This window comes from Allosphingosinicella sp., assembly GCF_036387615.1.
GTDB lineage: Bacteria > Pseudomonadota > Alphaproteobacteria > Sphingomonadales > Sphingomonadaceae > Allosphingosinicella.
The window spans coordinates 1-24,650 of sequence record NZ_DASVTH010000061.1; the positions used below are offsets into that span (position 1 = coordinate 1).

Sequence of the window (24,650 nt, forward strand, 5' to 3'; positions counted from 1 at the left end):
TCTTGAGCTTTTCTTCAGTTCCCGCGATTGGCCAACGTCCAATCTCTGAGGCTGTGCGACCACAACCCACACACCACCGCGTGGGTCGGTCCAACTGGCACACGCCATTGCAAGGAGAGGGTGGCTCTTGCATTATAGTGGCCAACCAGATTGCCGTCGCGTCCGCAACCGCAAGTGATGGGATGTAGATGGGCTCACAACATTGACCAACCACAGACCATTATACCAGCGGATCAGGAGCAAGATTGTCGCACTGATCCTGGACGGCCGTGCTAAAGAAGGGGACCTACTTCCCTCTGTTCGATCCTTGGCAGCCGATCTCGGCGCAAACCCCCTCACCGTTGCAAAAGCGTATCAGACACTCCTGGAAGCGGGCTTTGTGAGGGCAAGGAGGGGTATCGGTTTCGTCGTTGCCGACGGGGGCACCAGCAGACTGAGGCAGAGCGAAAGGGTGAAGTTCACGTCTGCGGAGTGGCCAGCGATCCGGGCTGAAATGGAGCTGCTTGAACTCGATACAGAGGCTTTGGTCACACGGGCCCTAGAAGATCGCCGGTTGCGTGCTCCCGGCGTGCGTCACCCAAAATGACTGCTGACCTATAGCCGCCCCGCGAGCGCCCGGTGTGGGTGGAAAGCAGACGCTCGACGCAAGCTTCGACTGCTGCCAGCTCGTGGTCGCTCGGCAAGCACCCACAAGAACCTCGCCACTTCACCGTGTTCCCGTTCGCCGATGATCTCCTCACGCCTGACGAGGAAACCCGCTTCCTTCAGCAGTCGGAGGTTAGTGGGCGCATCAAAGTGGCTGAAGAACATCACCGCGCCGTGCACGGCATCAACGTGGAAACTGAATCCGGGCCGAGTGGCACTATGGTCCGGGTGGGTATCGTTCGTGCCGGAAACCTAGGATGATCTGGATCGGGAGCCAAGCGAGGCACCGTGCTCTTTCGTTTTAAGTGACCCTGGCATAGGTGGCGTTAGCCTCACCGGCTCAAGGCCCGCTTTGCCCCTTTTTCGCCGGAAAGCAGACTGTCCGATCCCGGCCACAAGCAGACGTGGGGCAGGGGCGTCCGCTATGCGCCAAAAGCAGTCGTTTATGGCTGGGCAGCCCCGAAAACCCGACCTCTGTTCGGGCGAGACCAAGGTCCGTCTACGAGCGGCGCCGATTGAGCGCCCAACGTAAGGGCCCCGACTCGCCATATCGAGGTAAACGGGAGCTTCGCGCCCGCACAAGGAAGTCGCGCGCTTGAAGCGCCGGGTGCTAGGCCATGGGCAGTGTGTGGCATGGGATCACGTATGCGTCCGCGTCGCTTAGCGTCACGCAGAGCTGGGGCACGACGTCCTCGACCGGGCAAGCCACGAAGACCAGAACACGCACAGTGAGGGCGAAGAAGGGCGCGCCAAACATGATGTAGACGAAGCTGGGGCTGTTTAGCGCGCCCCTCATCTCGACGTGCATCCGCGGCGCGAGCAGGGGCCAAGCGGCGCGATGGCCAAGATGCGGCTGAATGCACGCGAAACGTTCGAGTAGGAATGGCTCGCTTTGTCGAACCTTAGCATAGGCACTCACCTCCAGACGAGAAGCGATATGCGGGAGCGACGTTGCCGCTGAATTTCAGGCCGGTTTCGCTTTGTTGCAGCCCTGAAATGCCGGTCAATCGACCTAGAATCAGCAAGCGAGGCGCCATCCGCCACCACGCCGCTGCTCGCCCACTCCCCATTCCATTAGTTCTTCACGCCCGTGAGATTGTCGGCCGAGTTGCGGTCGATGTAGAAATTGTACGGATCGATGCCCGCATGAGTGGGCTTCTTGTCAACCGCGAATTTCAGCAGCTGCCGGCCTGACCGGATCTGTCGGCGCTCCATCAAGACGACGTTCCGCCGATCGAACGCGCCGCTGCCGGGCTCCGCGGTGAACAAGCCGATCTCGATGTGCTCGGCGAGCGGGGTTTCCTTCTCGGCTCCTTCGGAGTTGGCGTAGAATTTTCGCGCTTCGACCGGCACGCTGACCTCCCATTTTCCGTCCGGACGGCGTCTCGCCTCCGGATCCGCCGTCTTGAGGTCGTAGAGCGTGATGCGCTCGAAAAGATCGGTGATGAGCGCCTGATCCTCCGGCGTCTTCGCCTCCTTCCGCAATGCCGCGACGAGGTCCACCGATCGGGCATAAGGCGCGCTCTTGAACTTGTACCTGTCGAGCAGGCTCCTGAGCGCACGGTTCACGGCGGCCTCACCAAGTCGCTCCTGGACGAGGTACATGGCCAGCGCGCCCTTGTTGTACATGAGATATCTCTGGTGCCCGACCCTGACGAGCGGGACCTCCTCCAGCTTCTCCCAGGCGCGGCCGGAGAGATAGCTATAGAGCTGCATGCGCAGCTGTCGCCGGATCTGATCCTCGCCATTCACCTTACGCATCACCATGATCGCCGAATATTGAGCCAGCGTCTCAGTGAGGAGCGTTCCGCCCTCCATGTAGGCGGGAGTCAGCTGATGAGCCCAATATTGGTGCGCTATCTCATGCGCCACGAGGCCGGCGACATAGTCGAGCGCATCAGGTGAGCTGAGTTCGGCGAGGAAGCCGAGCGTCTCGGCGTTTGGGATCGTGTTCGCGAAGGCCTGGGCGTAGTTGTAGCTGTAGCTGGGGAACTCGATAACGCGGGCCTGGTCGAACTGGTAGGGTCCGAAGTTGGCCTCGTAATAGGCGAGCGACTTGTCCAGCATGTCGAGCATCCGGTCGACGTTCCAGGCGTGACCGGGATGATAGTAAACCGAGAGATTGATGTGTCGGTAGCGCCGGTGCCGTTCGGCATACCGGGCAGACTGGACCGCGAAGGAGCTGCGGATCGGAGCATCCGAGACGAAGCGCGAAACGCGCCGGCCGCCTCGTGTGACATCCGACACCTTCTTGCCCGGCGCGAGGGGCGTCTGGTCGGCCGAGGTCGACAGAGTGATGTCGGCCGTCGTCCACGAGCGCTCGCCGGATGCGGTCTTCACCGCCGGGAGATCGTCGAGCCTGGCGAGGCCCCGCAGGGGCGGCAGGCCATGCTTGCGCCGCGCCGCGGGGCTGATCAGCTTGGGCTCGCCGTTCATGCCGACGACCGGCAGCAGCTCGTCATTGCTGAGGAAGGTGCCGTTGTCGACGATCCTGGTGCTTGGCGCGCCGTTCGGAAAGCCGCGGTGCCAGCGCTGCGCCTCGAAGGTCATCGTGCGGGTCTCGCCCGGCGCCATCGCCCGGTCGAGGCGGAATATGCGATAACCGTATTTGCGATCCTCGAAGATCAGGCGGGCGCCCGAAACGGCGGCGGCTACCAGCTTCAGGTCGCGGTCCCGTTGCAGCACGTGCACGTCCGCTACCGGCCGGTCCTCGACGTTGCGCAGCAGATAGGCGCCCTTCACCGTCGCCCGCCGCTCCCCCGGATAAAGCGCGACCTCGAGCTTCACGTGGGAAATGGACGGCTGCGGCAAACCGTCATACTTCATGTACTTCCGCTCATACCCGGCCCAATAGGCCTCTTCGGCTTCGGGCGCCTCGTAGCGGTTGAGGATGTTGGTATTGTAGAAGGCGTAGGCGCCCGTGGCCGCAAAGGTGAGCAGCGCGACGGCCGCGACGAGCCGCGGCGCGCCGGTAAGCCGCCTCGCCGCAAGCTTCAGCCTCGGCTTCAGCCGGAGCTCCGTGCCGCGCCTCCACAGGAGGTGCGCCGCGACCAGCAGAAGCACCGCCATCGCGCCCCAATAAAGCCGGAACACCAAGGGCCCCTCCCACAAGGAGGTGACGCCGTCCATGTCGCTGTAGTGGATGGGCGGCCGGCCGGCATAGTTGAGCAGGTTGTGGTCGGGCGTGAACCCGGTGAACTTGGCCGCGACATAGAGCACCATGATCCCCCAGCCGATGAACTTATGGGGGCTTAGCGCCTGCACGAAGACGGCGAGCGCGGCCGCGAGCATCGCATCCCAGGTCATCGGCAGCACATACCAGAGAAGGTACGTGCCGATCTCCACCCGGCCGAAGCCGAGGGAGAGCTGGGTCACGACGGCGGCCGCCACGCTCGCCACGAACATCGAGAGGAGCACGATCGCGATCGCCGCCGTCTTCGGCACCACATAAGCCCAGTTCGGATGGGGGGCCGCATCGACGATCTCGTGCATCCTGCGGTCCCGCTCGCGCCAGACCAGCTCACCGGCATAGATGATGACAACCACCACCGGCAGGATGAAGAATATCTCCTCGAGCTCGGGGATCATCGTCACGGTGAGCGGGTGGCTGGGCCGTCCGTCGGGATCGCGCTGCGTGATCAGCACGAACAGGGCCGTGAACGTTGCCCAGAGCATGAGGATGATGAAGGCCGGGCTCTTCAGCACCTGCTTCATTTCGAACCGCGTGCGCACCGCCAGCAGGGCCCAGGCGGCGCTGCGGCCGTGCTGCGGCGATGGGAGGGGACGCAGCGAAGGGGCCTCGGCAGAGTCTGCCGCAGCTTCCAGGTCCGCCATCCTCTGCTTTCTGCGCCTGCGCCGCGAGATTTCGCCCTTGCTGGCGAAGTTGAAACCGAAATAGGCGATCGCCAGGAACAGGACTGAGATGCCGATCCACAGCAGCCGGTTGTAGAGCAGGGTCCCGGAAAATGCAGGGAGCAAGGCGTTGCGTTCCGGGGTCGTCCAGTAGCGCGTCGCATCGTCGAACGCGCGGTTCGCGAACGGCTCCGCCATCCCGAAAGTATGGATGAGCTCAGGATTGTTGCCGAGCAGGCTGAGGAGCGTGAAATAGAGGGCGAGAAAGCTGATGAGGCCGACATAGGTGCCCATCATCGAGCGCGAGACCGTCGCCAGCGTGAAGAAGATGGAGGCGGTGATGAGCACGTTCGGCAGCGCGATCAGGAAATAGGCGTAGAGATGATCACCGATGCGGTTGGGACCGACCGTTGCAGGGTCGACCCATGGCATCAGCGCTCCTAGCCAGATGCCCGGAGTGACGAGCGCGAGGCAGAGCGTCACGATCGCGAGCGCGCCCAGGAAACGCCCAAAGAGATAATCGAATTTGGTGATGCCCGTTGAACGCAGGATCGGCCCGAACTCGGTCTCGTCGTCGCGCAGGACGATGTTCGACACAAACACGGTCGTCGCGAACATGAACAGGCACGAGATGATCGTGTACTTGCTGATCACCTCGTAGCTGGAATTCTTGAAGACCTTGACGTCCTCTTCGAGCCCCATGCCGAGCGCCAGCGAGGCGAAGGGTATCAGGAAGACGGCTGCCGCGGTCATCCACAGCAAAGGGTTCTTGAGCAGGTAGCGGAACTCGAAGGCGGCGATCCTGGCGAGCATGTCGGAGCTCCTCAGGCGGCGCGGCGCGATTGCGCAAGTGTCGAGAAATAGACGTCGGCAAGGCCGCCCTCGAGCGTGGCGAAGCCGTCGCCCGGATCGCTGTCCGAGAGGATGTGAACGATCGTCTGCCCGGCGAATAGACGCGTCGAGATCACCGCGTATCTCTCCCTGCACGCCTCGAGCTCGGCCCGGTCGATCCGCTTCATCCAGATCCTGCCCCTAGTCGCGCGGATGAGCTCGGCCGGTGCCCCTTCGAGGCGGATGCGGCCGTCCGCGATCACCGCCATGAGCGGGCAGAGGTCGGAGACGTCCTCGACGATGTGCGTGGAGAGGATGACCACAACATTCTCGCCGATCTCCGCGAGGAGATTAAGGAAGCGGTTGCGCTCCTCCGGGTCGAGCCCGGCGGTCGGCTCGTCGACGATGATTAGCTCGGGGTTGCCGATCAGCGCTTGGGCGATGCCGAAGCGTTGCCGCATTCCACCTGAGAAGGAGGTGAGCGCCTTTCTCCGGACGGGCCAGAGGTTGGTCTGCTGGAGCAAAGTTTCGACTGTCGCCTTGCGGTCGGGGGTCGACGCGATGCCCTTCAGCGCCGCCAAATGGTCGAGCATCTCCCAGGCCGAGACCCGGGGATAGACCCCGAAATCCTGGGGCAGATATCCAAGCGTCCGCCGCAGCTTCCCCGGCTCCCTGACGACGTCGATGTCCCCGAAGCGGATACTTCCTTCGGTCGGCGTCTGAAGGGTCGCGACCGTCCGCATCAGCGTCGACTTGCCCGCGCCGTTCGGGCCAAGAAGACCGTACATCCCGCGCGGAATGGAAAGCGTCACGTGGTCGAGCGCTCGCGTTCCGTTCGGATAGACATGGCTGACGCCGTCGAGTTCGAGCATGGGTGATTATTCTCCCTCATCACGGGAGGGGGTGGATCAACCATGTTGCCCGAGAATTTCGCGACGTTTCCGTTTGTTGCAGGTTTGAAACAACAAGCGCGTGCCGCTGCTCAGGCGACCTCGTATCAACTATATTTGACGGAGCACCCATAGGCGCGGCTCGTCGGCACGGAGACGGGCTCGCCGGCCTTCAGCTCCCTGAGCGCGGCTAGGACATGATTGCGGGGGCCTTTGTCCGCCTCGCTCTTAGCCGGAGTGTCGATGCCGCCGCTGATCCCTCCGCGATAAACGAGCGCCCCGGCCTTGTTGACGACGTAGAGGTGCGGAGTCGCCTTGGCCCCATAAGGCCTTCCGACCAGCCCCTCGGGGTCGAGCAAGTAGGCGGTCGGCTGCGCTCTTTGCGCCGCAACGTAGGCCTTTGCCTCGGCCCCGTTCATATGGCCCTGCCTCCATGGCCCGCCTGAATTGATCGTCAGCCAGACAACTCCGTCGGAGGCTGCGGCGGCCTGCGTCTTCTGCATGGTGCCGCTCTCATAGTGCTCCTTCACGGTCGGGCACTGGGGATTGTTCCACTCGAGCACGACAGTTTTGCCGCGGAAATCTGCAAGGCTGACGGCGCGGCCATCCGCATCGGTGGCGCGAAAGTCGGGCGCCGCCGTCCCGATAGGGAGATCGGCGAGAACCGGGGAGGCAGCTGGAATGCCGAACATCTGGAGGTACGACAATGCGGAAGCACCCACCACACCGGCAGCTGCAAGCGTAATCTTGCTTCTCCTCCTCATCTTCATCCTTCCAGGAAGCCGCCGAAGCCGAGGAGAGCAGCGTGACTCAGTCACGTTACAGCAGAATTTCGAAGCGTTTCGCTTTGTTGCACCGCTGAAATAGTTGGGCAACGCGAGAGGCGGAGAAGCAGGCATGAACGAAGCAGGTGTAGAGCAGGCGAGTCTCGTCCTGCTCGTCGACGACGATCCGGACATACGGCAATTGATCGGGGACTTCCTCGCTCAGCACGGTTTCCGCATCGCTGCCGCTGGCAACGGTGCCGAGATGGATCGGCTGATCGCTGCCGAGCGCCCAGCGCTCGTTGTGCTCGACCTCATGCTTCCAGGCGAGAACGGCCTCGCCATCTGCCGCCGCCTGTCGGCCGTGCGAATTCCTGTGATCATGCTGAGCGCGCTCGGGGAGGAAACCGATCGTGTCGTCGGGCTCGAGCTCGGCGCCGACGATTATCTTCCGAAGCCGTGCAGCCCTCGCGAGCTGCTCGCTCGAGTACGCGCCGTCCTGCGCCGCCACGAAGGCGTTGAGCCCTCCAAGGACGCAGTCTATCGCTTTGCGGGCTGGTCGTTTGACGCCCGGCGGCGCGAGCTCAGCTCGCCGGGTGGCGTCGTCGTCGCGCTATCCTCCGGCGAGTTCCGGCTGCTGAGCGCCTTCCTTGAACGGCCGCTACGCGTCCTCAGCCGCGACCAGCTCCTCGACTTTGCCCGCGGCTCGAGCGCCGAGGTGTTCGACCGCGCGATCGATGTTCAGGTCAGCCGCCTCAGGAAGAAGCTTGCCGACCAAGGCGGCGCCGATCTCATCGTCACCGTACGCACCGAAGGCTATATGCTCGCTGTCCGGCCGGTGCTTCGATGAGCCGCCTCGCACGCGCTCCGCTCTTCTCGCAGACGCTGGGGCTGGTGGCGGCGACGGCGCTGGCGGCCCAGCTTACTACCTTTGCAGCCGTGGCCATCATGCCAATGCCGCACAGCGCCTTCACTCTCGACGAGGTCGCCGACACGTTGCGCGGCGCGCCCCCGCCGGATGACGGGCGCGTGAAGCTGTCGGTCGAGATCGTCAACGCGCCGCCGCCGGGCTGGGAGCAAGACGACCGACGCGAGCGGCGCTTCCGGCTGACGCTGGCGGAGCTTCTCGGCAGGCCGCTGGCGGATCTGCGGGTCGAGCAGCAAATGCCCATTCCCGGGGGAATGTGGCTGCTGCGTCTCAACCAGCCTACGCGCCCTGACGCTGAGCTTCCGACGCGCCCCTACGAACGCGGAGGCGCTACGTCCTTCGAGGATGCGGCCGTGGCGATGCGCCTCGCGGACGGCCGCTGGATCGTGGTGACCGATCCGGCCGAATGGGGTGGGATCAGCGCTTTCCTACTGACCTGGCTTGCGGCCAACGCACTCGTCCTAGGTGCGCTCGCCTGGAGGTTCACGCGGCGGCTGGTCGCGCCGATCCGCGCCTTCGCTGATACCGCCGAAGCCGCCGGCCGTGGCGATCCAGACGCCACCTTCGCGATTGCCGGGCCGCGCGAGGTGCGCAAAGCGGCGCAAGCCCTGGCCGAGATGCAGGGCCGCATACGCGGCGCGTTGGAGGAGCGGACCAAGCTGCTCGCCGCCATCGCCCACGATCTGCGCACGCCGCTCACGCGCCTGCGCTTTCGTGCCGAATATGCCCCTCCCGAGCACCGCGACCGGATCGTGCAGGACATCGAGCGGATGGATGCGATGATCGGCGGAGTCCTTGCATTCGTCCGCGGCGAGGAGCGGATCGAGCGGCAGCGGCTCGAATTCGCCGCGCTGGTCCAAGCGTCGGTTGACGATTGGGCAGATTCGGGAGCCGACGTGATTGTCACCGAGGCCACCCCCGTTCAGGTGGACGCCGATCCGCTAGCCTTGCGTCGACTCGTCTCCAATCTCCTGGAGAATGCCGTCAAATATGCCGGCAGTGCCCGATGCCGCGTCTATGGGGACGGCGCCGATGCGCTGCTGCTGGTTGACGATGACGGGCCTGGTATCCCCGAGGAGTCGCTGGAGCGCGTTTTCACGCCGTTCGAGCGGGGAGACGCGACGCGGGATCCTGCAACGGGCGGCGTCGGCCTGGGGCTTGCACTCGCTCGCGGGATCGCAAGAGCGCATGGTGGCGACGTGTGGCTGAGCCGACGTCAAGGCCGAGGCCTCAGCGCGCAGGTACGACTTCCGGCTGCGGGGCTGTGACGCAACAAGCTTGCCGTGGGCAACCGCTACGGTGTCCGAAAACGTCGGCCTGGTACTGAAGTTCAAGAGGTGTTTTCATGGACAATAAGGTCAGTCCGTTGCTCGCTCCGGTCGTCGCGCTCGTTATCTGGACTTTGATAATTCAGATCTGGATGTATGCGACCCGTCTTCCGGCGATGAAGCGCAAGGGGATATCGCTGAAAGGTCGTGTCGGCGGCAAGCCCGGCATACTGGACGGAGTGGTCGAGGATCATGTCCAGTGGAAGGCTCACAACTACAATCACCTGCTGGAGCAGCCGACGCTCTTCTACGCCGTTGCTATTTCGATGGTGCTTTTACACGGACACGGCGACAGCGTTACGAACATCGTGCTCGCCTGGGCTTATGTTGTCTTCAGGATCGCTCACAGCTTAGTCCAAGTGACGGTAAACGTGATCCTGTACAGGTTCGTGCTGTTCAACCTTGCATCGATCGTTCTGCTGGGCCTCGCCATACACGCGGCAATCCACGCATTCTAAACAGAAGCGGATATGCACCGAAGGCGAGCTTACCGTTCGCCGTAGAGTGCCTGAAGCCAATCGAACGGCGCTGAACGCGAGCGGCCGCTTCGACCATCCGACTGACCGGAACCGGTCCTTCCGCTTGCGGCCAGACTCCGCCATTCCGATAAGCGCAAGCGTCAGCCGCTTACTGACGCCGGCTTAGGTTCACTACCGTTGACCGGGCCTACAAGTCCACCTAACGTTCGTCACGCGAGTTTGCAGAGGGCGCGCCGATGACGAAAGCAATTGCTTACTATCGCGTCTCCACCGCCAAGCAGGGCGCATCGGGGCTCGGGTTGGATGCGCAGCGATCCGCGGTGGAAACGCTCTGCGCCAGTCGAGCCTGGCAGATTATCGCCCCACCTTTCGTCGAGGTTGAGAGCGGAAAGCGCGATGACCGGCCCGAGCTGCTCGCCGCCATCGAACGTTGCAAGGTGACAGGCGCAGTCCTGGTTGTTGCCAAGCTCGATCGCCTGAGCCGGAACGTGGCCTTCCTGGCGACGCTTCAGGACAGCGGCGTCCGGTTCCTGGCCGCGGATATGCCCGAGGCCAATGAGCTCACCATTCACATCATGGCGGCAGTCGCTCAGGCTGAACGGAAAGCCATTTCGAAGCGCACCAAGGAAGCCCTGGCGGCGGCCAAAGCGCGTGGACAGAAGCTGGGCAACCCAAACGGCGCTGCTGCCCTCCGTCGCGCTGGCAAGGGCTCAGTAGCAGGAACCGCGGCCGCTCGGGCGAATGCCGATGCGCACGCAATGCGCTTGAAACCCGTTCTGGAGCGGATGCGAGGCGAGGGCCGCAACTCGCTTGGTGAGTTGGCGAAGGCGTTGAATGATGAAGGTATGGTCACCCCCCGCGGTGGGCGATGGCACTCATCATCGGTTCGCAACCTACTCGCTCGACTTTCGCCTTGAACGCGGTTCTGGCGGAGTGAGTGGGCTACGGCGCAATCGTGCGACCGTTGATGAACGTCCAGAATTGGCCGAAAGCGGAACGTCTGCTAATACGGCGGAGGGCATCAAAGCGGGCCTGTGCTGACCTCCGGCGCGCGCTTCAATCTCAGTCGTTGCTCAGAGCTCCTAGTTTTCATGAGAGAGCTCCTCGATCGGCGTGAGGAATTCCAACCTGAGCGCTGCCCCCCGCTCTGTCGGAAGTAGGCGCGCGTCACCGCCCTCCTTGCGCATTATCTCGCGGGTTAGGTGAAGGCCAAGGCCGCATCCCTCGCCGGTCCCGTTGCCGCGGGTGAAGGGCTCGAACAGATGCGGCAGCAGCGACGGCGGTATGCCGGGGCCCTCATCGGCAACCTCGATCGTGCCCTTCAGGCCCACCGCGACGCAGATCTTGCCGGTCCCGCCACCATAGGTGATTGAATTGCTGATCAGGTTAGTCAGCGCTCGTACGATCGCGTGCTCGTCGCCAATTACCGTCACCGGCGTTTCCGGCGCGTCGAGCGAAACTTCGTATCCTGACCTGATCGCCATCGGGGCGAGATCGGCAAGCACGTCGCGGGCGATGGCGACTAGGTCGACCGGGCTGCGCTGATCGCTGGACAATGAAAGGCGCTCAAGGTCGAGCATCTGCGCAACCAGGCGCGTAAGGCGTCCTACGCCGCGCCGCAGATCCTCCTTTGCAATCTCATCGGCCAGCGCTTCGACGCGCAGCGACACCACGGCCAGAGGCGTTCGAAGTTCATGCGCCGCGTCGGTGATGAAGCGCTTGCGCCGGGCTAGCTCGGCCGCGAGGCGATCGAGCGTCGCGTTGAAGGCGCGGACCAACGGCAGCAACTCCCTCGGGGCCTTCCGCTCGTCGACCCGGCGTCCGGGATCGTGCGGAACGACCGCACCGGCTTCGGCGGTGAGCGGCTGGATCGCACGAGTGAAAAGCGGCAGTGCAGCGCCCATCGCGACCAGCCCGAGAAGGCCGATGATGACAAGCGCGACCACCACGCTTTCCGGCCCAAACAGGCGCAAAGAGTCGATGGGTGTGAGCGTTGCCGAGTTCACCCCTCCCGCCGCCAGAATGAGTGCGTCGTCGCCGCTGCCGATGCGCTCCAGCTTCGCGCTGGCAACCTCCGAAGGCACGCCGGGGACGCGGAAGCGGGCGCTGTCAAAGGGATCCCGAGAGCGATCAAACAGGTGGAGAGCCGCAGGCGGCACGGTACCGAAGGTGAACGAGCGATCGCCACGACGGGCAACCAGCCACATACCCGGGTTCCGTGCCGCAAGCTGCGCGAAGGCGCCGTCGTCCGGGAGCTTGAACGAGCCTCCTGCCTCGGTCAGCTCGTCACTCGCGAAGGTCATGGCTGTATGGGACCCGGCATAGGGTTCTACTCCAACGTCGAAGGCGCTCGAAAAGACAAGCATCGCCAGGAAGGCGGCGAACACTGCGACGTAGATCGACATGAAGATCAGGGCGGCGCGCAGGGCCAGCGAGGGCGGTGCCTTCAGCATGGCTGAAGCATGTAGCCGACGCCCCGGATCGTCAGCAGCTCGACGCCGGCCGCGGCGTCCTCGAGGCGCCGGCGCAAGCGGGACACGACTGTTTCAAGGGCGTTGGCCGTGAAATCTCCGTCGAAGCCGTAGAGCTCCGATTCGAGATGCGACCGCTGGACCACGCGTCCGGCCCGCCGCACCAGCAGTTCAAGCAGGGCGAGTTCGCGGCGCGGCAGGGCAAGCGCGCGGGCGTCCACCCAAATCTCTCGCGTGGCTGGATCGAAGAAAAGGCCACCCACTTGGATTGCCGTGGGCGCGCCTTCTGTTGCCGGCCGCCTGCAGGCAGCCCGGACGCGGGCGAGCAATTCCTCAAGCGCGAACGGCTTCACCAGATAATCGTCGGCTCCGGCGTCGAGGCCCTCGATCCGATCGGCAATGTCGTCGCGCGCCGTGAGGAAAATGATGGACGGCGGCGACGGCCGGGATTTTGCCGCCGGTACGAGGCCGATCCCGTCGCCGTCGGGTAGCCTGCGATCGAGGAGGACCAAGCGGTAGCGGAGGGTGATCACCGCCTCGAAGGCGTCGGCCAGCGAGGAGACGTGATCGGCTGGCCAGCGCTCGCGCTCAAGCGCACGCATGATCTCGCGCGCAAGGGCGGGTTCGTCCTCCACCAGCAGAATTCTAGAGCCCTCGGACACTCCCGGCACCTACAGCGCAACCCTGACTGGAACCTGACAGAAATGGATTGCCGCGGCCAGAAAGGCGTCAGCCGGCGCCGCTACTCAGCTGGAGCGAGGGAACGGGCATGCGTCGCGCCTCGACCGCAGCTTGCCGGGGGAATGGTTCGAAATGCTCGATCTTCATCGTGTCAGCCACGTTTATGCCAATGGGACGCGCGCGCTCGACGAGGTCAGCCTGTCGATCCCGCACGGCATGTACGGGCTGCTGGGGCCGAACGGGGCCGGCAAGTCCACCTTGATGCGCATCGTCGCGACGCTGCAGACCCCGACGCGGGGGAGCATCCGCTTCGATGACATCGACATCATCGCGGAGCCAGAGAAACTGCGCCGCAGACTCGGCTACCTGCCGCAGGATTTCGGGGTCTATCCGCGCGTCTCCGCCTACGAGATGCTCGACCACATGGCGGTGCTGAAGGGGATCGTTTCCCCCGCGGACCGGCGCGAAACGGTGGAGCGGCTGCTCAACCAGGTCAATTTGTGGCCGGTGCGGAAGAAGGCACTGGCGGGCTTTTCCGGCGGAATGCGCCAGCGTTTCGGCATCGCGCAGGCGCTGATCGGCGATCCCGATCTCATCATCGTCGACGAGCCCACAGCCGGCCTCGATCCGGAGGAGCGCAACCGGTTCCTGAACCTCCTGGCCGGGATCGGCGAGGAAGTGGTGGTTATTCTTTCGACGCACATCGTCGAGGATGTCGCCGACCTGTGCCCCCGCATGGCCGTCTTCGCGGCAGGGCGCATCCGTCTCGAGGGCGCGCCGTTGCAGCTGATCGAAGCGTCGAGGGGCCGCATCTGGAAGAAGACGATCGAGCGGAAGGCGTTCGACAGCTATCGGGACCGCTACGAGCTCATCTCCAGCCGGCTCGTCGCGGGCCGCACCGTTATTCACGTGCTCTCCGATGGTGATCCCGGCAACGGCTTCATCCCTGTGGAGGGCGACCTTGAGGATGTCTATTTCTCCACCCTCGCGCACTCGCGCCGCGCCGCCTGAGGAATGACGTCCATGCTCCTCAAGATTGCCGCCTTCGAGCTGCGCTATCAGCTCAGAAGCCCGGTGTTCATCACCGTCGCTACGTTTGCCTTCCTCATCCGCTTCGGCGGCATGAGCGTTGAAAGCCTGTCATTCGGCGGAGGCGGCAACATCCTCCAGAACAGTCCTTATGCCCTCAGCATCGCTCAGCTCCTCACCTCGATAGTCTTCTGCTTTGTGGCGGCCGCCTTCGTTTCGGTTGCTTTCCTGCGCGATGACGAAACCGCCTTCGGCCCAATCATTCGCTCGTCGCGCATCGGTAAGGCGGACTATGTCCTCGGCCGCTTCCTCGGCGCTTTCACGCTCGGAGCCCTGGTGATGGCCATGCTTCCCCTGGGCAGCTGGCTGGGTACGCTGATGCCGACCGCTAGCTCGGAGGCGATCGGACCCAATCACTTCGCCGCTTATGCTTATGCCTACGGGTTTTTCGGGCTCCCGAACGCGCTGATCGTCTCTGCGATTCTGTTTGCCGTCGCGGCCTGGACGCGCTCCGCTATGGGAATTTACCTCAGCGTGATCGCCATCATCGCGCTCTACCTCGGATCGCAGTTCTTTTTCGCCACCCGCCAGCTCGAAACCGCGCGCGCCTTGGCCGATCCGTTCGGCGTCGGCGCCTTTCAGCAGGCCATGAGCTACGCCACCGCGGCGGAGTTGAACGCGGGGTCAATCGCGCTCACCGGGCCCTTGCTGTGGGGCAGGCTGCTCTGGGTAGGCTTTGCGCTCGCCCTTCTGGCGCTGACCTATTCCCTATTCCGTTTCTCGGAAAAGGGCATGTCGCCCCGAAAAGTGGCCAGCTTTCTCATCCAGCAGGCGGAGAAGCAGGCACCGGCTCACGCGGCGGCCGGAGTGACCGCGCTAGTTGACCTGCCGATGCCGCGCTTTGAGGGCCGGACCGCCCGCGCCCAACTCGCCGCGCGCGCGCGCATGGAAGCGCAGCATATCTTCAGGAGCCCTTCTTTCTTCGTCCTGCTCCTTATCATCCTGTCACTGACCTTGATGAGCCTCTGGTTCGCTGAAAATCAGTTCGGGCAGGAATCCTATCCGCTCGCGGCGCTGGTCATTCCGCAGATCCACGAGGTTCTGGGCGACTTTTTCCCGATAATCGCCATTTTCTTCAGCGGCGATCTCGTCTGGCGCGAGCGCGAGCGGCGCGTGCACGAGATCATCGATGCGACGCCGCTGCCGACCTGGGCCTTGATGCTTTCCAAGGTCTTGGGCCTCATGCTCGTACTCCTGGCAGTTCTGCTGGTCATTTCCGCCGGCGCGATCTTGGTTCAGCTGGTGCGCGGCGGCGTGCCGCTGGAGCTCGGGAAGCACCTTCTCTGGTATATGCTTCCCGGTGCGGCCGACGCGGTCTTGATCGCCGTCCTCGCGGTATTCGTCCAGGCGCTCAGCCCGAACAAGTATATCGGCTGGGGCATAATGGGGCTCTACCTCGGCGCGCTCATGTTCGGCGGCATGCTCGGCCTCGAGCATCACCTGTTCGTCTACGGCAGCATCCCGGCAGTGCTGATGTCCGACATGAACGGGATTGGCATCTACTGGGAGGCGGCCTGGTGGTTCCGGTTGTTCTGGGCTGCGATGGCGGCGCTGCTGCTGGTGGCGGTGCATCTCCTTTGGCCACGTGGCACCGACAGGAAGCTGAAACCGCAGCTTCGCCGTTTGCCCATGCGCCTCAAGGGGCCCGCTGGGATCACGGCGGCGGCGGCCGCAGCGGTGCTGACCGCGTCCGGCGCTTGGATCCTCCACAACACCGCCATTCTCAACGAATACGAGATTTCCGCGGAGAAGGCGCGTGACCTTGCGGACTATGAGAAGCTTTTCGCGCGCTACGTAACCCTCCCGCAACCGACGGTTCGGCACGTCGAACTCAATGTGGCCCTCCATCCGAGCGACATTCGCCTCGAGGCGCATGGCCGGTACCGGATCGTAAATGAAACCGCACGTCCGATCGAGCAGGTCCATGTGCGCATGGTCGACAGCCAGAGCGAGTTGGCCGGCGTCGATCTGCCGGGAGCTCAGCTGGAGAGGAATCACGTGGCGTCCGGTTATCGCATCTACCGCCTGAGCCGGCCGATGCTGCCAGGGCAATCGCGCGACCTGCTCTTCCACGTCCGTAGGCAGCAGATCGGCTTCCGGACTTCGGGGGCGGACCAGCGGCTCGTGCCAAACGGCACCAACCTCAACAATTTCGAAGTTGCGCCCCGCATCGGCATGACTCGTGACAACCTGCTCGAAGATTCGGCTGCGCGTCGCAAGCACGGCCTGCCCGCCGTGAGTGGCCTGGCCCGGCTCGACGACATGTCGGCTACGGCCAGGAACCGGGGCAACCAGAGTTGGATCACGGCCGATATCACAGTCTCGACCTCGGCCGAGCAGACCCCGATCGCGCCCGGCAAGCTGGTATCTGACAGGATACGAGACGGTCGGCGAACCGCCCGCTTCCTGTCCGACACGCCGATCCTGGACTTCTATTCGATCCAGTCGGCCCGCTACGCCGTAAGGACGGTCAGCCACGAAGGGGTTCAACTCGCGGTGTACCATCATCCGGCCCACCATTGGAACGTAGAGCGGATGCTGACTGCCATGCGTGGAGCGCTGACCTATTACCGAGACGCATTTGGGCCATATCAGTTCGACCAGGCACGGATCATTGAGAGGCCGGCTTATGGAGGCGGCGGTCAGGCATTCGCTAATACCATTGCCATGTCGGAGACCCTCGGCTTCACCACCGATCATCGCGGCGCGCCGGAGATCGACGTACTGACCTTCGGCGTGGCGCATGAGCTCGCGCATCAGTGGTGGGCGCATCAGGTGATCGGCGCCCATATGGAGGGCGGCGACGTGGTCACCGAAACCCTTGCCCAATATTCGGGCCTGATGGTGATGCGAAAGCTGTCGGGCGGAAACAGCATCCGCCAGTTCCTGAGGTTCCAGCTCAACCGTTATCTGACCGGGCGCCTCCTTTCGGGGAAAGAGGAGCTGCCGCTCGCGCGCGAGAATGAGCCTCACATCGTCTACGGAAAGGGCGCTCTCGTCATGTACCTGCTTCAGGAGCGGATGGGCGAGGATGCGGTCAATCGCGCGCTCCGCCGCTTCGCTCAGAGGTTTCGGTTCGCGGGACCTCCCTATCCTCGCTCTACGGACCTCATCCGGCTGCTGCGCGACGAAGCCCGCACTCCCGAGCAGCAGGCGCTTATCACCGATATCTTCGAGCGGATCACGATTTATGATCTCAGGGCAGGTGATCCGATGGCTGTGCGGCGCACGGACGGCCGCTGGGACGTGACTGTGCCGGTGACGGCGCGCAAATACTATGCTGACGGAAAAGGTAATGAGCGGGAGGCTCCGCTGAACGAGCAAATCGAGATCGGCTTGTTCACGGCCCACCCAGGCGCCGAGGCCTTCAACCGGTCCAACGTCATCCGCATGGAGCGCCGGCCGATCCGCACCGGAGCGCAGGTGCTGCGCTTCGTCACCCCTGTGAAGCCGAGCCATGCCGGTGTGGATCCGTACAACTTCTACATCGACCGCGAGGACGATGACAATGTCGGCTCGGTTAAGTGAGGCTGGGAAACCTACTCTGCGCGTCAGCCGCCCAAAATCTCATTTCGTGAGACAGGGACGCAGCGCATGGCGTCCTGCAGGACGAGAACGAAGCCGCGCCATTTGACCCTAGATTACGGGTTTTCCACTAGGCTTACCAGCACGACTAGCAGATGCGGCCCATCATAATCCGAACGTCCGCTCTTTGGCCCTCGCTCTGTCGGTCAAAGTGTCCGGACGTGGCGCTAAGCGGACGATTGGCTCGGCGCGGGCGAATATCCGCAATGGGTCAAAACAGACATTCGTTAGGTCGCCCTCAGCGCCCGCAGGAGCCCCGCTGCGGCTCGTCTGAGACTCACAGCCTCATCGCTCCAGCTGCCATGCTTCCAGGCGCCGTTAGCGGCTCCTTGTGGCGCTCCTGAGCCTTTGCCCCCGTGCATGCGGCAGACCCGCTGCCCCTTCAACGCCGGAGATAGGCAGGAGACCTTCTGCCGCGTCTGAGCTTGGCAGCGCGCTGCTTGCGCCATCGCTGACAATCCTGCTGTCCATGGGTGCATGGGGTTGGCCTCCATTCTCTTCCCCTCCCCTGTGCACATGCACATGCTGGTGCTGGTGGATATGCTTCTCATGGCTGACCTTGATGTTCTGGCGGCTGGTTTTGCGGCCTCGCAACTTTACGAGCGTCTCGCTCTGAATGGCGAACGTCCGAGCCAGCTTGGCTGCCACGGCGGCCATCCGAGGATCAGCGCAGGCGTAGGTCTGAAGAGCTCGGGCCGAGACACCCATCATCATCATGTGAACCGCAACCATCTGTGCCGCCAGCGCAGCTTCCATCTCATTGCGGGGCTGGATGCCAGCGATCATGTTCAGGATCATGTTGAGCTGGCACTCGTCAGGGCACCATTCGCCGCCGCCGGCCTCGTCTGGATGCCAGTTCTGCTCACACAGCACCACCAGCTGGTTGAGGAAGGTAAGTGCGTTAGCTTCAGAGCGCGTGCCGAACGCATCGCAGACCATGGCCTGCCAAGCTTCTGTGTCCCTGTGGGGAGAGGCAAGTCGGTAGCCTCGCTCCGTCACCTTCTCGACTTCAACCTCGATCGCCACTCCGGGATTGGCATGCCGCTTCCTGTGGCGCTCGCGAGCTTCTTCAGCCGGTTGTTCCAGGTGCGCAGGCATGGCCGGCTTTTGCGAAGCTTTGCGCAGCCGGCGGAGAGGAACTGGTCGGTCGTGAGTTCGCATACTATTGTTCCCGAAGGTTCTGCCCCGAGCGCGCTAGCGGGCCCATTGACCTTACTCGATAGCGGGAGGGGCAGAGGGAAGAGGGTGTAGGTTTCTTATTGGTGTTCATTTCTGCCCACCCTTAAACCTGTAGCGAGCGGGTCCACGGTGACGGCTCGCCGGGGTTAACTCCACAATCTCGCCGAGCTCGATCAGCTGCTTTCGCGCCGCTGCAAACCGGTGCCTGCGCCAACCTCCCGCGGGCATAGTCTCGTGCATCCCATTGGCTACGACGAACTCGCGACCCCAATGGTGCCGCCTCAGGAGAGCCAGCAGCAGGAATGCGTCGGGATGAGTGTGTAGTAGGCCGTCAACCTCAGCGGTGTCGAAGACGACGCGACCGCCCCTGCCATACCAGTTTGTGCCTGTAATCTCCTTGTCCCAGGCGCTGGCGACAACCTTAAGCACCTCGTGGGCGGGCAGAGGCTCGTAGAATTCGGAGCGGTTAATTCGCACAGCTTCCTCCATCAATTCGGAAACGTTCGCGGCTCTATGAGCATGCCTCATGCAGTGTCGCCACAGTGTGTCATTCCTGCGTCCAGCCTCAACCTGGCGCCCGCTGTCTGTCCAGCCGAGTGGAGCGAGCGGCGCTTCGGTGCGCCGCATCGTCGGCAAGTGCGCAAGATCGTCCAGCCCACCAGCTATTATTTGATAGGCTCCCTTTTTGCCTCGTGAGGGCGGGGCGACGACGAACCCATCTCCGAGTATGTCGATCGGTCGAGCTGGATCAGGGCGGACCTTCCGCGGCTCGCCATTGTGACGGTACCACGCTTGAAAATTGCCCGAGCCGCTCATGACCACGAAGGGGCTAGGGCCCACCTCGCTCATGGCGTCCGCGAGCAGTCGCTCGTCCGGAGCATCAACATCAAGCACAGTGATGCGGCTAGGTCGGCAGGCGAACCCAAGTGCTTCTGCGGCCGGAAACTTGCTGACGTACTCCCGCGATGCTCGGAGTCCGCACTTGAGGTATCCCCGGACCGCCGGGCGCTTTCCCCGCACCGGGAATGTCGGAATGCCGCGCTCAGCGTACCGCGGCTGCCACTCGGCGAACGCGCTCACAAGTCAGCCGCCGGCCGTTGAGGCCGAAGGGTCTGTGGGGGCGCAGCCTGGCTGTGCTCGGGCTCAAACCTGCTTCGCGGGCAAGAACATATCGCGTTCGTCGGACATTCGTCGGACGCTGTGGTAAGCAGAAAATCAGAAAACGGCGAAAAAGTTGGTCGGGGAGAGAGGATTCGAACCTCCGGCCCCTGCCTCCCGAAGACAGTGCTCTACCAGGCTGAGCTACTCCCCGACCGGTGCGTCCGGCCTTGCGGCCGACCGGGAGACAGGCGGCGGGCTATACGGGCGCGGCCAGCCTCGCGCAAGCGCGGTCTGGCGGCTTCCCGGCCTAGCTCCTGCACAAGCCAAGCATCTCCTCCACCGCGACGAATTTCTCGCGCGGGCTGCCGTCGCGGGCGCGCGCCGCCTCCGCCGCTTCGATGCGCTGCCAATCGGCGAAGGTGATGACGTGAACCCCGCGGCTCGCGAGCAAGTCGTCGAGCCCGGCCCCGCCCGGCTTGTCGCCGCCTGAGCCGGCCAGGTCGGCGGCGATGCGTTCGGCCACCTCGATCCCGTCAGGGCGGTTGGTGCCGATCGTGCCGGTCGGCCCCCGCCGAGCCCAGCCGACGCAGTAAAGTCCGCCGCCGATCACTCCGCCCTGGTTGCGGAACCGGCCAGCGGCTTCATCATAGGGGACCCCCTCGATCGGCGGAGTCTGGTAGCCGATGCAGGGGATAACCAGGCCACATTCAACCGTGTAGATTTCGCCGGTACCGGTTGCGCGGCCGTCAGGCTCCAGTCGGGTTCGCTCGATGCTCAGCCGTTCGACGCGCCCGTAGCCCTCGATCGCGACCGGGCGGGCGAAGAAATCGAAATGGATCGTCTTGGGCTTACCCGATGGCGGGGCGGCGGCGAAGTCGCGCAGGTGCGCCACCGATTTGCGCAAGCCCGGGTCCAGCGCCGCATCGGCTTCGGACGAAGGCAGGTCGGCCGGATCGACTTGCGGGCGCGCGGCTTCGAGATGGCCGAGTTCGCCCAGCTCCTTGGGCGTCATCGCGATCTGGTGAGGCCCGCGGCGACCGAGCACATGGATGGTCCGGATCGACGATCTTTCCAGCGCATCCAGCGCGTGGCCGACAATGTCCGATCCCGCGAACTCGTCGCGGGTCTTGGACAGGATGCGAGCGACGTCCAGCGCGACATTGCCGTTGCCGACCACGGCGGCGGCCGCGACATCGAGCGGCGGGGCAAGCCCGGCATATTCCGGCAGGCCGTTATACCAGCCGACGAAGGCCGCCGATCCGATCACGCCGGGCAGGTCGTCGCCCGGGATGCCGAGCGGCCGGTCGCGCGGGGCTCCGGTGGCGACGATCACGGCGTCATAAGCGGCGACGAGTTCGGGCACGCTCACGTCGCGCCCGACCAGCACGTTGCCGAGGAAGCGAACCTTGCCGCTCAGCGCCACTTTCTCGTAGCGCTTGTGGACGGCCTTGATCGACTGGTGGTCCGGGGCGACGCCGAAGCGGATGAGGCCGTAGGGAACCGGCAGCCGGTCGATCATGTCGATCCGGATCTCGTCGCCGAGCAGCTTGAGAAGCGCCTCCGCGCTGTAATAGCCGGCCGGCCCGGTCCCGATCACCGCCACATGCCGCATCAGCCGAACTCCCGCTGTCCCTTTCGGATGCTAGCGGGCACGCGCGCGCCGGGCAAATCGCTCAGCCGCTTTTCCCGCCGCTCTTGTCCTCCAGCATCTCACCCCCCTTGGAGCGAAGGTATTTCTCAAGCGGGCCCGCCATCATCGCGAGCAGCGGCGGCAGCATGAGCTCGACATGAACCTTGCTCTCCTGGACGTCGAGCGTGCCGCTGACCGTCTGGCCCATCGCCACCACGTGAAGATGGAGCCGGTCGCCCTCCCATCGCGACTCCACCTTGGCGGCGCCGCCCGGAATATGCTCGGGCAGTTTGCCGATCCCGTTCTGCATCCGGCGCTTGGCCTCATCCCGGCCAAGCTTGTGCGGCATGTCGACTATGAAAGGCTTGTTCATGGTCCGGCTTTAGCGGCCCGGCATGTGGCCCGGCAACAACAGTGTCACGCAATCGTCGCCGGTTCGGGACCAACCTATTTTAACTTCTCTGAAAAAACCTACTCTCCCAGTGGGAGCGGCCCGGGGGAGAGCCGCATGGGGAACATGCCATGACCAAGATCACCAAGCTGCTGCTGCTCTCGACCCTGTCGACGTTCGCGCTCTGCGCGCCCGCGGCCGCGCAGGAGACGAACGCCGATCCCGCCGATCCGGCTCTGGATGCGGTCGAGACGACCGAGCAGGACGTCGTGCCGCAGGAGACGATCATCGTCACCGGCACGCGCCGGACCGACCGCGTGGTCGCCGACAGCCCGGTGCCGATCGACGTCATCTCCGCCGAGGCGCTGACGCAGAGCGGGTTCACCGACACCAACCGGCTGCTTCGCGAGCAGATACCGTCGTTCAACTTCCCGCAGCCCTCGATCACCGACGGCACGGACGTGGTTCGTCCCGCCAGCCTGCGTGGCCTGTCGCCCGACCAGACTTTGGTGCTCGTCAACGGCAAGCGCCGCCACACGACTGCGCTCCTCAACATCAACGGCTCGGTCGGCCGCGGATCGGCGGCGGTCGACATAAACCTCATCCCGACCATAGCGCTGAGCCGGGTCGAAGTGCTGCGCGACGGCGCCGCCGCACAATATGGCTCGGATGCGATCGCGGGCGTGATCAACTTCCAGCTGTCCGACCGCAGCGAAGGCGGGCGCTTCACCGTCAATGTCGGCCGCTATGAAACCCGGGTCGAGGGCATCGAGGAATTCACCGGACTGGCGCTCGGGCCCAATGGCCAGCCGCTGCTCGGCCCCGATGCCAACCGCAACGGCAACGGCGACATCTTCCAGACCACCACCACCGGCCGTGACCTCAAGCGTTCGGACGGCAGGACGATCACGCTCGCCGGAATCGTCGGCGTGCCGCTGGGCGCCGAGGGCCACCTCAACATCTCGGCCGAATATCAGGACCGCAATCCGACCAACCGCACCGGCTTCGATCCGCGGCGCCAATATGCTCGCATCGGCGGCAACGTCGATCCGCGGGAGTTCGATTTCGATCGATTCAGCCACCGCTACGGCGACGCTGGGACCAAGGACCTGAAGCTGTTCGCGAACGCCGGCCTGCCGATCGGCGACGCCGTCGAACTCTACAGCTTCATCACCTATGGCGGCCGGCAGGGTCAGAGCGGTGCTTTCTACCGCCTGGCCAGCGATGCGCGCAACGTGCCTGCCATTTACCCGAACGGGTTCTTGCCGCTGATCAATACCGACCTTGAGGATTACTCGATCGTGGCCGGCGTCCGCGGCGAGGTCGGCAACGGCTTCCGCTACGATCTGTCCGGCAGCCACGCCCGCAACGAGTTCGATTTCTTCATCTCCAACACGCTTAACCGCTCATTCGGTGCGGCATCGCCGACCGGCTTCGACTCCGGCGGGCTTCGCTATGGTCAGGACCTCATCAACCTAGACGTCAGCAAGGACCTCGCGATCGGCTTCTTGAAGAGCCTGACCGCCTCTGCGGGCGTCGAATATCGCAAGGAACGCTTCCGTATCCGTCCTGGCGAGCCGGCGAGCTACGGCAGCGGCGGTATCGCTCTGCAGCCGCTCGGCGCCCAAGGGTTCCCGGGTTTCGCCCCGGTGATCGGCGGTCAGGACGTCGCGGGTGAGCGCAGCCGCGACAACGTCTCCGCCTACGTCGAGCTGGACGCCGACGTGACGGAGGCTTTCACCCTTCAGGTCGCCGGCCGGTACGAGGATTATTCCGATTTCGGCTCCGACATCAACGGCAAGATCGCGGCCCGCTTTGAGCCAGTCGAAGGCATCGCGCTGCGCGGCGCCGCCTCCACCGGCTTCCGCGCGCCCTCGCTCCAGCAGCAATTCTTCGCCGCCCAGGCGACCAACAATGTGGGCGGCGTGCTGCTCGAAACCGTGACGCTTCCGGTCGACAACCCGATCGCGATCTCGCTCGGCGCGACGCCTCTCGATCCCGAGACGTCGGTATCCTACTCGGCAGGGCTCGTCTTCACCATGCTGCGGGGGCTCAGCGTCACGATCGACGCCTACCAGGTCGAAATCGACGATCGCATCGTGGTGACCGACAACCTGACCGCCAACCGCAGCGCGACCGCCACCGATCCGGGCCGCTCCATCGCCCGCATCCTGGACCAGGCCGGCTTCAACACCACCAACGCTGCGCGCTTCTTCGTGAACGGCATCGATACCCGCACCCGCGGCGTCGATGCGGTGGCGACTTATCGCACCAGCCTGGGCGATCTCGGCCGCGTGTCGCTGACGGCCGGCTTCAACTACAACAAGACCAAGATTCAGGATGTGCTGGCCGCTCCGGGTCCGCTCGCCAACATACCCAACCTCGTGCTGTTCGGGCGTCAGGAGTCGATCCGGCTTACGCAGGGCCAGCCCAGGACCAAGATCAACTTCGGGCTCGATTACGACTGGCAGTGGCTCGGCTTCACCGCACGCACCAATCGCTACGGCAAGGTGCTGGCGGCCGGCACCGACCAGTTCGGCGACGTCGAGCTCGAGGCCAAGTGGGTCACCGATTTCGAGATCCGCGCCCAGGCTCTGGACAAGGTCGAGTTCGCGATCGGCGCCAACAACGTGTTCGACGTCTACCCGACCAAGGTCCCGACCGGTCTCGGCACCGACCCGGTGACGAATGCGGCCCGCGCCTATCCGGCGACCAATTATGTCGCGCCGTTCTCGGCCTTTTCACCCTTCGGCTTCAACGGCCGCTACATCTACCTGCGCTCGGCGGTGCGCTTCTGATCGCCTGA

The 24,650-nt window shown here is 64.2% G+C and carries 20 protein-coding genes and 1 tRNA gene; 8 read left to right on the top strand and 13 right to left on the bottom strand.

Features of this window, described 5'->3' with window-relative positions; all coding sequences use genetic code 11:
- Window positions 1-133: DUF1289 domain-containing protein (locus tag VF631_RS13160; protein ID WP_431850884.1), on the bottom strand; the 133-nt coding region annotated here is incomplete at its 3' end.
- Between the two features lie 69 nt (window positions 134-202).
- Here VF631_RS13160 and VF631_RS13165 point away from each other — a divergent pair.
- The gene (locus VF631_RS13165; protein WP_431850774.1) at window positions 203-586 is read left to right on the top strand and encodes a GntR family transcriptional regulator; all 384 of its coding nucleotides are present in this window, start codon (window positions 203-205) and stop codon (window positions 584-586) included.
- Between the two features lie 669 nt (window positions 587-1,255).
- Here the strand turns inward: VF631_RS13165 and VF631_RS13170 are convergent.
- The 4 genes from VF631_RS13170 to VF631_RS13185 form a co-directional block, all read right to left on the bottom strand.
- Complete coding sequence (locus VF631_RS13170; protein WP_431850775.1) at window positions 1,256-1,453, bottom strand: hypothetical protein; 198 nt, start codon at window positions 1,451-1,453, stop codon at window positions 1,256-1,258.
- Between the two features lie 266 nt (window positions 1,454-1,719).
- Window positions 1,720-5,310 (bottom strand): ABC transporter permease/M1 family aminopeptidase, encoded by a 3,591-nt coding sequence (locus tag VF631_RS13175; protein ID WP_431850776.1) that lies wholly within the window; start codon window positions 5,308-5,310, stop codon window positions 1,720-1,722.
- An 11-nt stretch (window positions 5,311-5,321) separates the two neighbouring features.
- Window positions 5,322-6,200, bottom strand: coding sequence for an ABC transporter ATP-binding protein (locus VF631_RS13180; RefSeq protein ID WP_431850777.1), 879 nt, complete (start codon window positions 6,198-6,200; stop codon window positions 5,322-5,324).
- Between the two features lie 125 nt (window positions 6,201-6,325).
- A complete protein-coding gene (locus tag VF631_RS13185) occupies window positions 6,326-6,982 on the bottom strand; it encodes a redoxin domain-containing protein (protein ID WP_431850778.1) in 657 nt (218 codons plus the stop codon).
- A 133-nt stretch (window positions 6,983-7,115) separates the two neighbouring features.
- Between VF631_RS13185 and VF631_RS13190 the strand changes: the two genes are divergently transcribed.
- The 4 genes from VF631_RS13190 to VF631_RS13205 all read left to right on the top strand — a co-directional run bounded on the left by VF631_RS13190 (window position 7,116) and on the right by VF631_RS13205 (window position 10,634).
- Window positions 7,116-7,832, top strand: coding sequence for a response regulator (locus VF631_RS13190; RefSeq protein ID WP_431850779.1), 717 nt, complete (start codon window positions 7,116-7,118; stop codon window positions 7,830-7,832).
- Window positions 7,829-9,178: an ATP-binding protein gene (locus VF631_RS13195; RefSeq protein WP_431850780.1), complete on the top strand. Its 1,350-nt coding sequence runs from the start codon at window positions 7,829-7,831 to the stop codon at window positions 9,176-9,178. The genes VF631_RS13190 and VF631_RS13195 overlap by 4 nt, the downstream gene beginning before the upstream one ends.
- A 77-nt stretch (window positions 9,179-9,255) precedes the next feature.
- The gene (locus VF631_RS13200; RefSeq protein WP_431850781.1) at window positions 9,256-9,696 is read left to right on the top strand and encodes an MAPEG family protein; all 441 of its coding nucleotides are present in this window, start codon (window positions 9,256-9,258) and stop codon (window positions 9,694-9,696) included.
- A gap of 320 nt (window positions 9,697-10,016) precedes the next feature.
- A complete protein-coding gene (locus tag VF631_RS13205; RefSeq protein ID WP_431850782.1) occupies window positions 10,017-10,634 on the top strand; it encodes a recombinase family protein in 618 nt (205 codons plus the stop codon).
- A 165-nt stretch (window positions 10,635-10,799) separates the two neighbouring features.
- Here VF631_RS13205 and VF631_RS13210 read toward each other — a convergent pair whose 3' ends face one another.
- Together VF631_RS13210 and VF631_RS13215 are read right to left on the bottom strand one after the other, a co-directional pair.
- Window positions 10,800-12,170 (bottom strand): sensor histidine kinase, encoded by a 1,371-nt coding sequence (locus VF631_RS13210; RefSeq protein ID WP_431850783.1) that lies wholly within the window; start codon window positions 12,168-12,170, stop codon window positions 10,800-10,802.
- The gene (locus VF631_RS13215) at window positions 12,164-12,859 is read right to left on the bottom strand and encodes a response regulator transcription factor (RefSeq protein ID WP_431850784.1); all 696 of its coding nucleotides are present in this window, start codon (window positions 12,857-12,859) and stop codon (window positions 12,164-12,166) included. The genes VF631_RS13210 and VF631_RS13215 overlap by 7 nt, the downstream gene beginning before the upstream one ends.
- A 142-nt stretch (window positions 12,860-13,001) precedes the next feature.
- On the opposite strand from VF631_RS13215, the gene VF631_RS13220 reads away from it, so the two are divergent.
- Window positions 13,002-13,880, top strand: a complete 879-nt coding sequence (locus VF631_RS13220; RefSeq protein WP_431850785.1) for an ABC transporter ATP-binding protein — start codon at window positions 13,002-13,004, stop codon at window positions 13,878-13,880.
- A 12-nt stretch (window positions 13,881-13,892) separates the two neighbouring features.
- Window positions 13,893-17,486 (top strand): M1 family aminopeptidase, encoded by a 3,594-nt coding sequence (locus VF631_RS13225; protein WP_431850786.1) that lies wholly within the window; start codon window positions 13,893-13,895, stop codon window positions 17,484-17,486.
- 284 nt (window positions 17,487-17,770) lie between these two features.
- On the opposite strand, the gene VF631_RS13230 is transcribed toward VF631_RS13225, so the two are convergent.
- The 6 genes from VF631_RS13230 to VF631_RS13255 all read right to left on the bottom strand — a co-directional run bounded on the left by VF631_RS13230 (window position 17,771) and on the right by VF631_RS13255 (window position 21,826).
- Complete coding sequence (locus VF631_RS13230) at window positions 17,771-17,929, bottom strand: hypothetical protein (RefSeq protein ID WP_431850885.1); 159 nt, start codon at window positions 17,927-17,929, stop codon at window positions 17,771-17,773.
- Window positions 17,862-18,641: a hypothetical protein gene (locus VF631_RS13235; RefSeq protein ID WP_431850891.1), complete on the bottom strand. Its 780-nt coding sequence runs from the start codon at window positions 18,639-18,641 to the stop codon at window positions 17,862-17,864. The genes VF631_RS13230 and VF631_RS13235 overlap by 68 nt, the downstream gene beginning before the upstream one ends.
- Window positions 18,642-18,809: 168 nt before the next feature.
- Window positions 18,810-19,802: a bifunctional DNA primase/polymerase gene (locus VF631_RS13240; RefSeq protein ID WP_431850787.1), complete on the bottom strand. Its 993-nt coding sequence runs from the start codon at window positions 19,800-19,802 to the stop codon at window positions 18,810-18,812.
- A 155-nt stretch (window positions 19,803-19,957) separates the two neighbouring features.
- Window positions 19,958-20,034: transfer RNA gene (locus VF631_RS13245), tRNA-Pro, on the bottom strand.
- Window positions 20,035-20,130: 96 nt separating this feature from the next.
- A complete protein-coding gene (locus VF631_RS13250) occupies window positions 20,131-21,435 on the bottom strand; it encodes an FAD-dependent oxidoreductase (protein WP_431850788.1) in 1,305 nt (434 codons plus the stop codon).
- A 61-nt stretch (window positions 21,436-21,496) separates the two neighbouring features.
- A complete protein-coding gene (locus tag VF631_RS13255; protein WP_431850789.1) occupies window positions 21,497-21,826 on the bottom strand; it encodes a polyhydroxyalkanoic acid system family protein in 330 nt (109 codons plus the stop codon).
- A 149-nt stretch (window positions 21,827-21,975) separates the two neighbouring features.
- On the opposite strand from VF631_RS13255, the gene VF631_RS13260 reads away from it, so the two are divergent.
- A complete protein-coding gene (locus VF631_RS13260) occupies window positions 21,976-24,642 on the top strand; it encodes a TonB-dependent receptor plug domain-containing protein (RefSeq protein WP_431850790.1) in 2,667 nt (888 codons plus the stop codon).
- Window positions 24,643-24,650 lie beyond the last annotated feature (8 nt).

Excerpts from the sequence above, each read along its gene's own strand:
- VF631_RS13170 (WP_431850775.1), bottom strand. The coding sequence starts at position 1,453 with ATGCACGTCGAGATGAGGGGCGCGCTAAACAGCCCCAGCTTCGTCTAC.
- VF631_RS13175 (WP_431850776.1), bottom strand. The coding sequence starts at position 5,310 with ATGCTCGCCAGGATCGCCGCCTTCGAGTTCCGCTACCTGCTCAAGAAC.
- VF631_RS13180 (WP_431850777.1), bottom strand. The coding sequence starts at position 6,200 with ATGCTCGAACTCGACGGCGTCAGCCATGTCTATCCGAACGGAACGCGA.
- VF631_RS13185 (WP_431850778.1), bottom strand. The coding sequence starts at position 6,982 with ATGAGGAGGAGAAGCAAGATTACGCTTGCAGCTGCCGGTGTGGTGGGT.
- VF631_RS13190 (WP_431850779.1), top strand. The coding sequence starts at position 7,116 with ATGAACGAAGCAGGTGTAGAGCAGGCGAGTCTCGTCCTGCTCGTCGAC.
- VF631_RS13195 (WP_431850780.1), top strand. The coding sequence starts at position 7,829 with ATGAGCCGCCTCGCACGCGCTCCGCTCTTCTCGCAGACGCTGGGGCTG.
- VF631_RS13200 (WP_431850781.1), top strand. The coding sequence starts at position 9,256 with ATGGACAATAAGGTCAGTCCGTTGCTCGCTCCGGTCGTCGCGCTCGTT.
- VF631_RS13210 (WP_431850783.1), bottom strand. The coding sequence starts at position 12,170 with ATGCTGAAGGCACCGCCCTCGCTGGCCCTGCGCGCCGCCCTGATCTTC.
- VF631_RS13220 (WP_431850785.1), top strand. The coding sequence starts at position 13,002 with ATGCTCGATCTTCATCGTGTCAGCCACGTTTATGCCAATGGGACGCGC.
- VF631_RS13225 (WP_431850786.1), top strand. The coding sequence starts at position 13,893 with ATGCTCCTCAAGATTGCCGCCTTCGAGCTGCGCTATCAGCTCAGAAGC.
- VF631_RS13235 (WP_431850891.1), bottom strand. The coding sequence starts at position 18,641 with ATGCCTGCGCACCTGGAACAACCGGCTGAAGAAGCTCGCGAGCGCCAC.
- VF631_RS13250 (WP_431850788.1), bottom strand. The coding sequence starts at position 21,435 with ATGCGGCATGTGGCGGTGATCGGGACCGGGCCGGCCGGCTATTACAGC.
- VF631_RS13255 (WP_431850789.1), bottom strand. The coding sequence starts at position 21,826 with ATGAACAAGCCTTTCATAGTCGACATGCCGCACAAGCTTGGCCGGGAT.
- VF631_RS13260 (WP_431850790.1), top strand. The coding sequence starts at position 21,976 with ATGACCAAGATCACCAAGCTGCTGCTGCTCTCGACCCTGTCGACGTTC.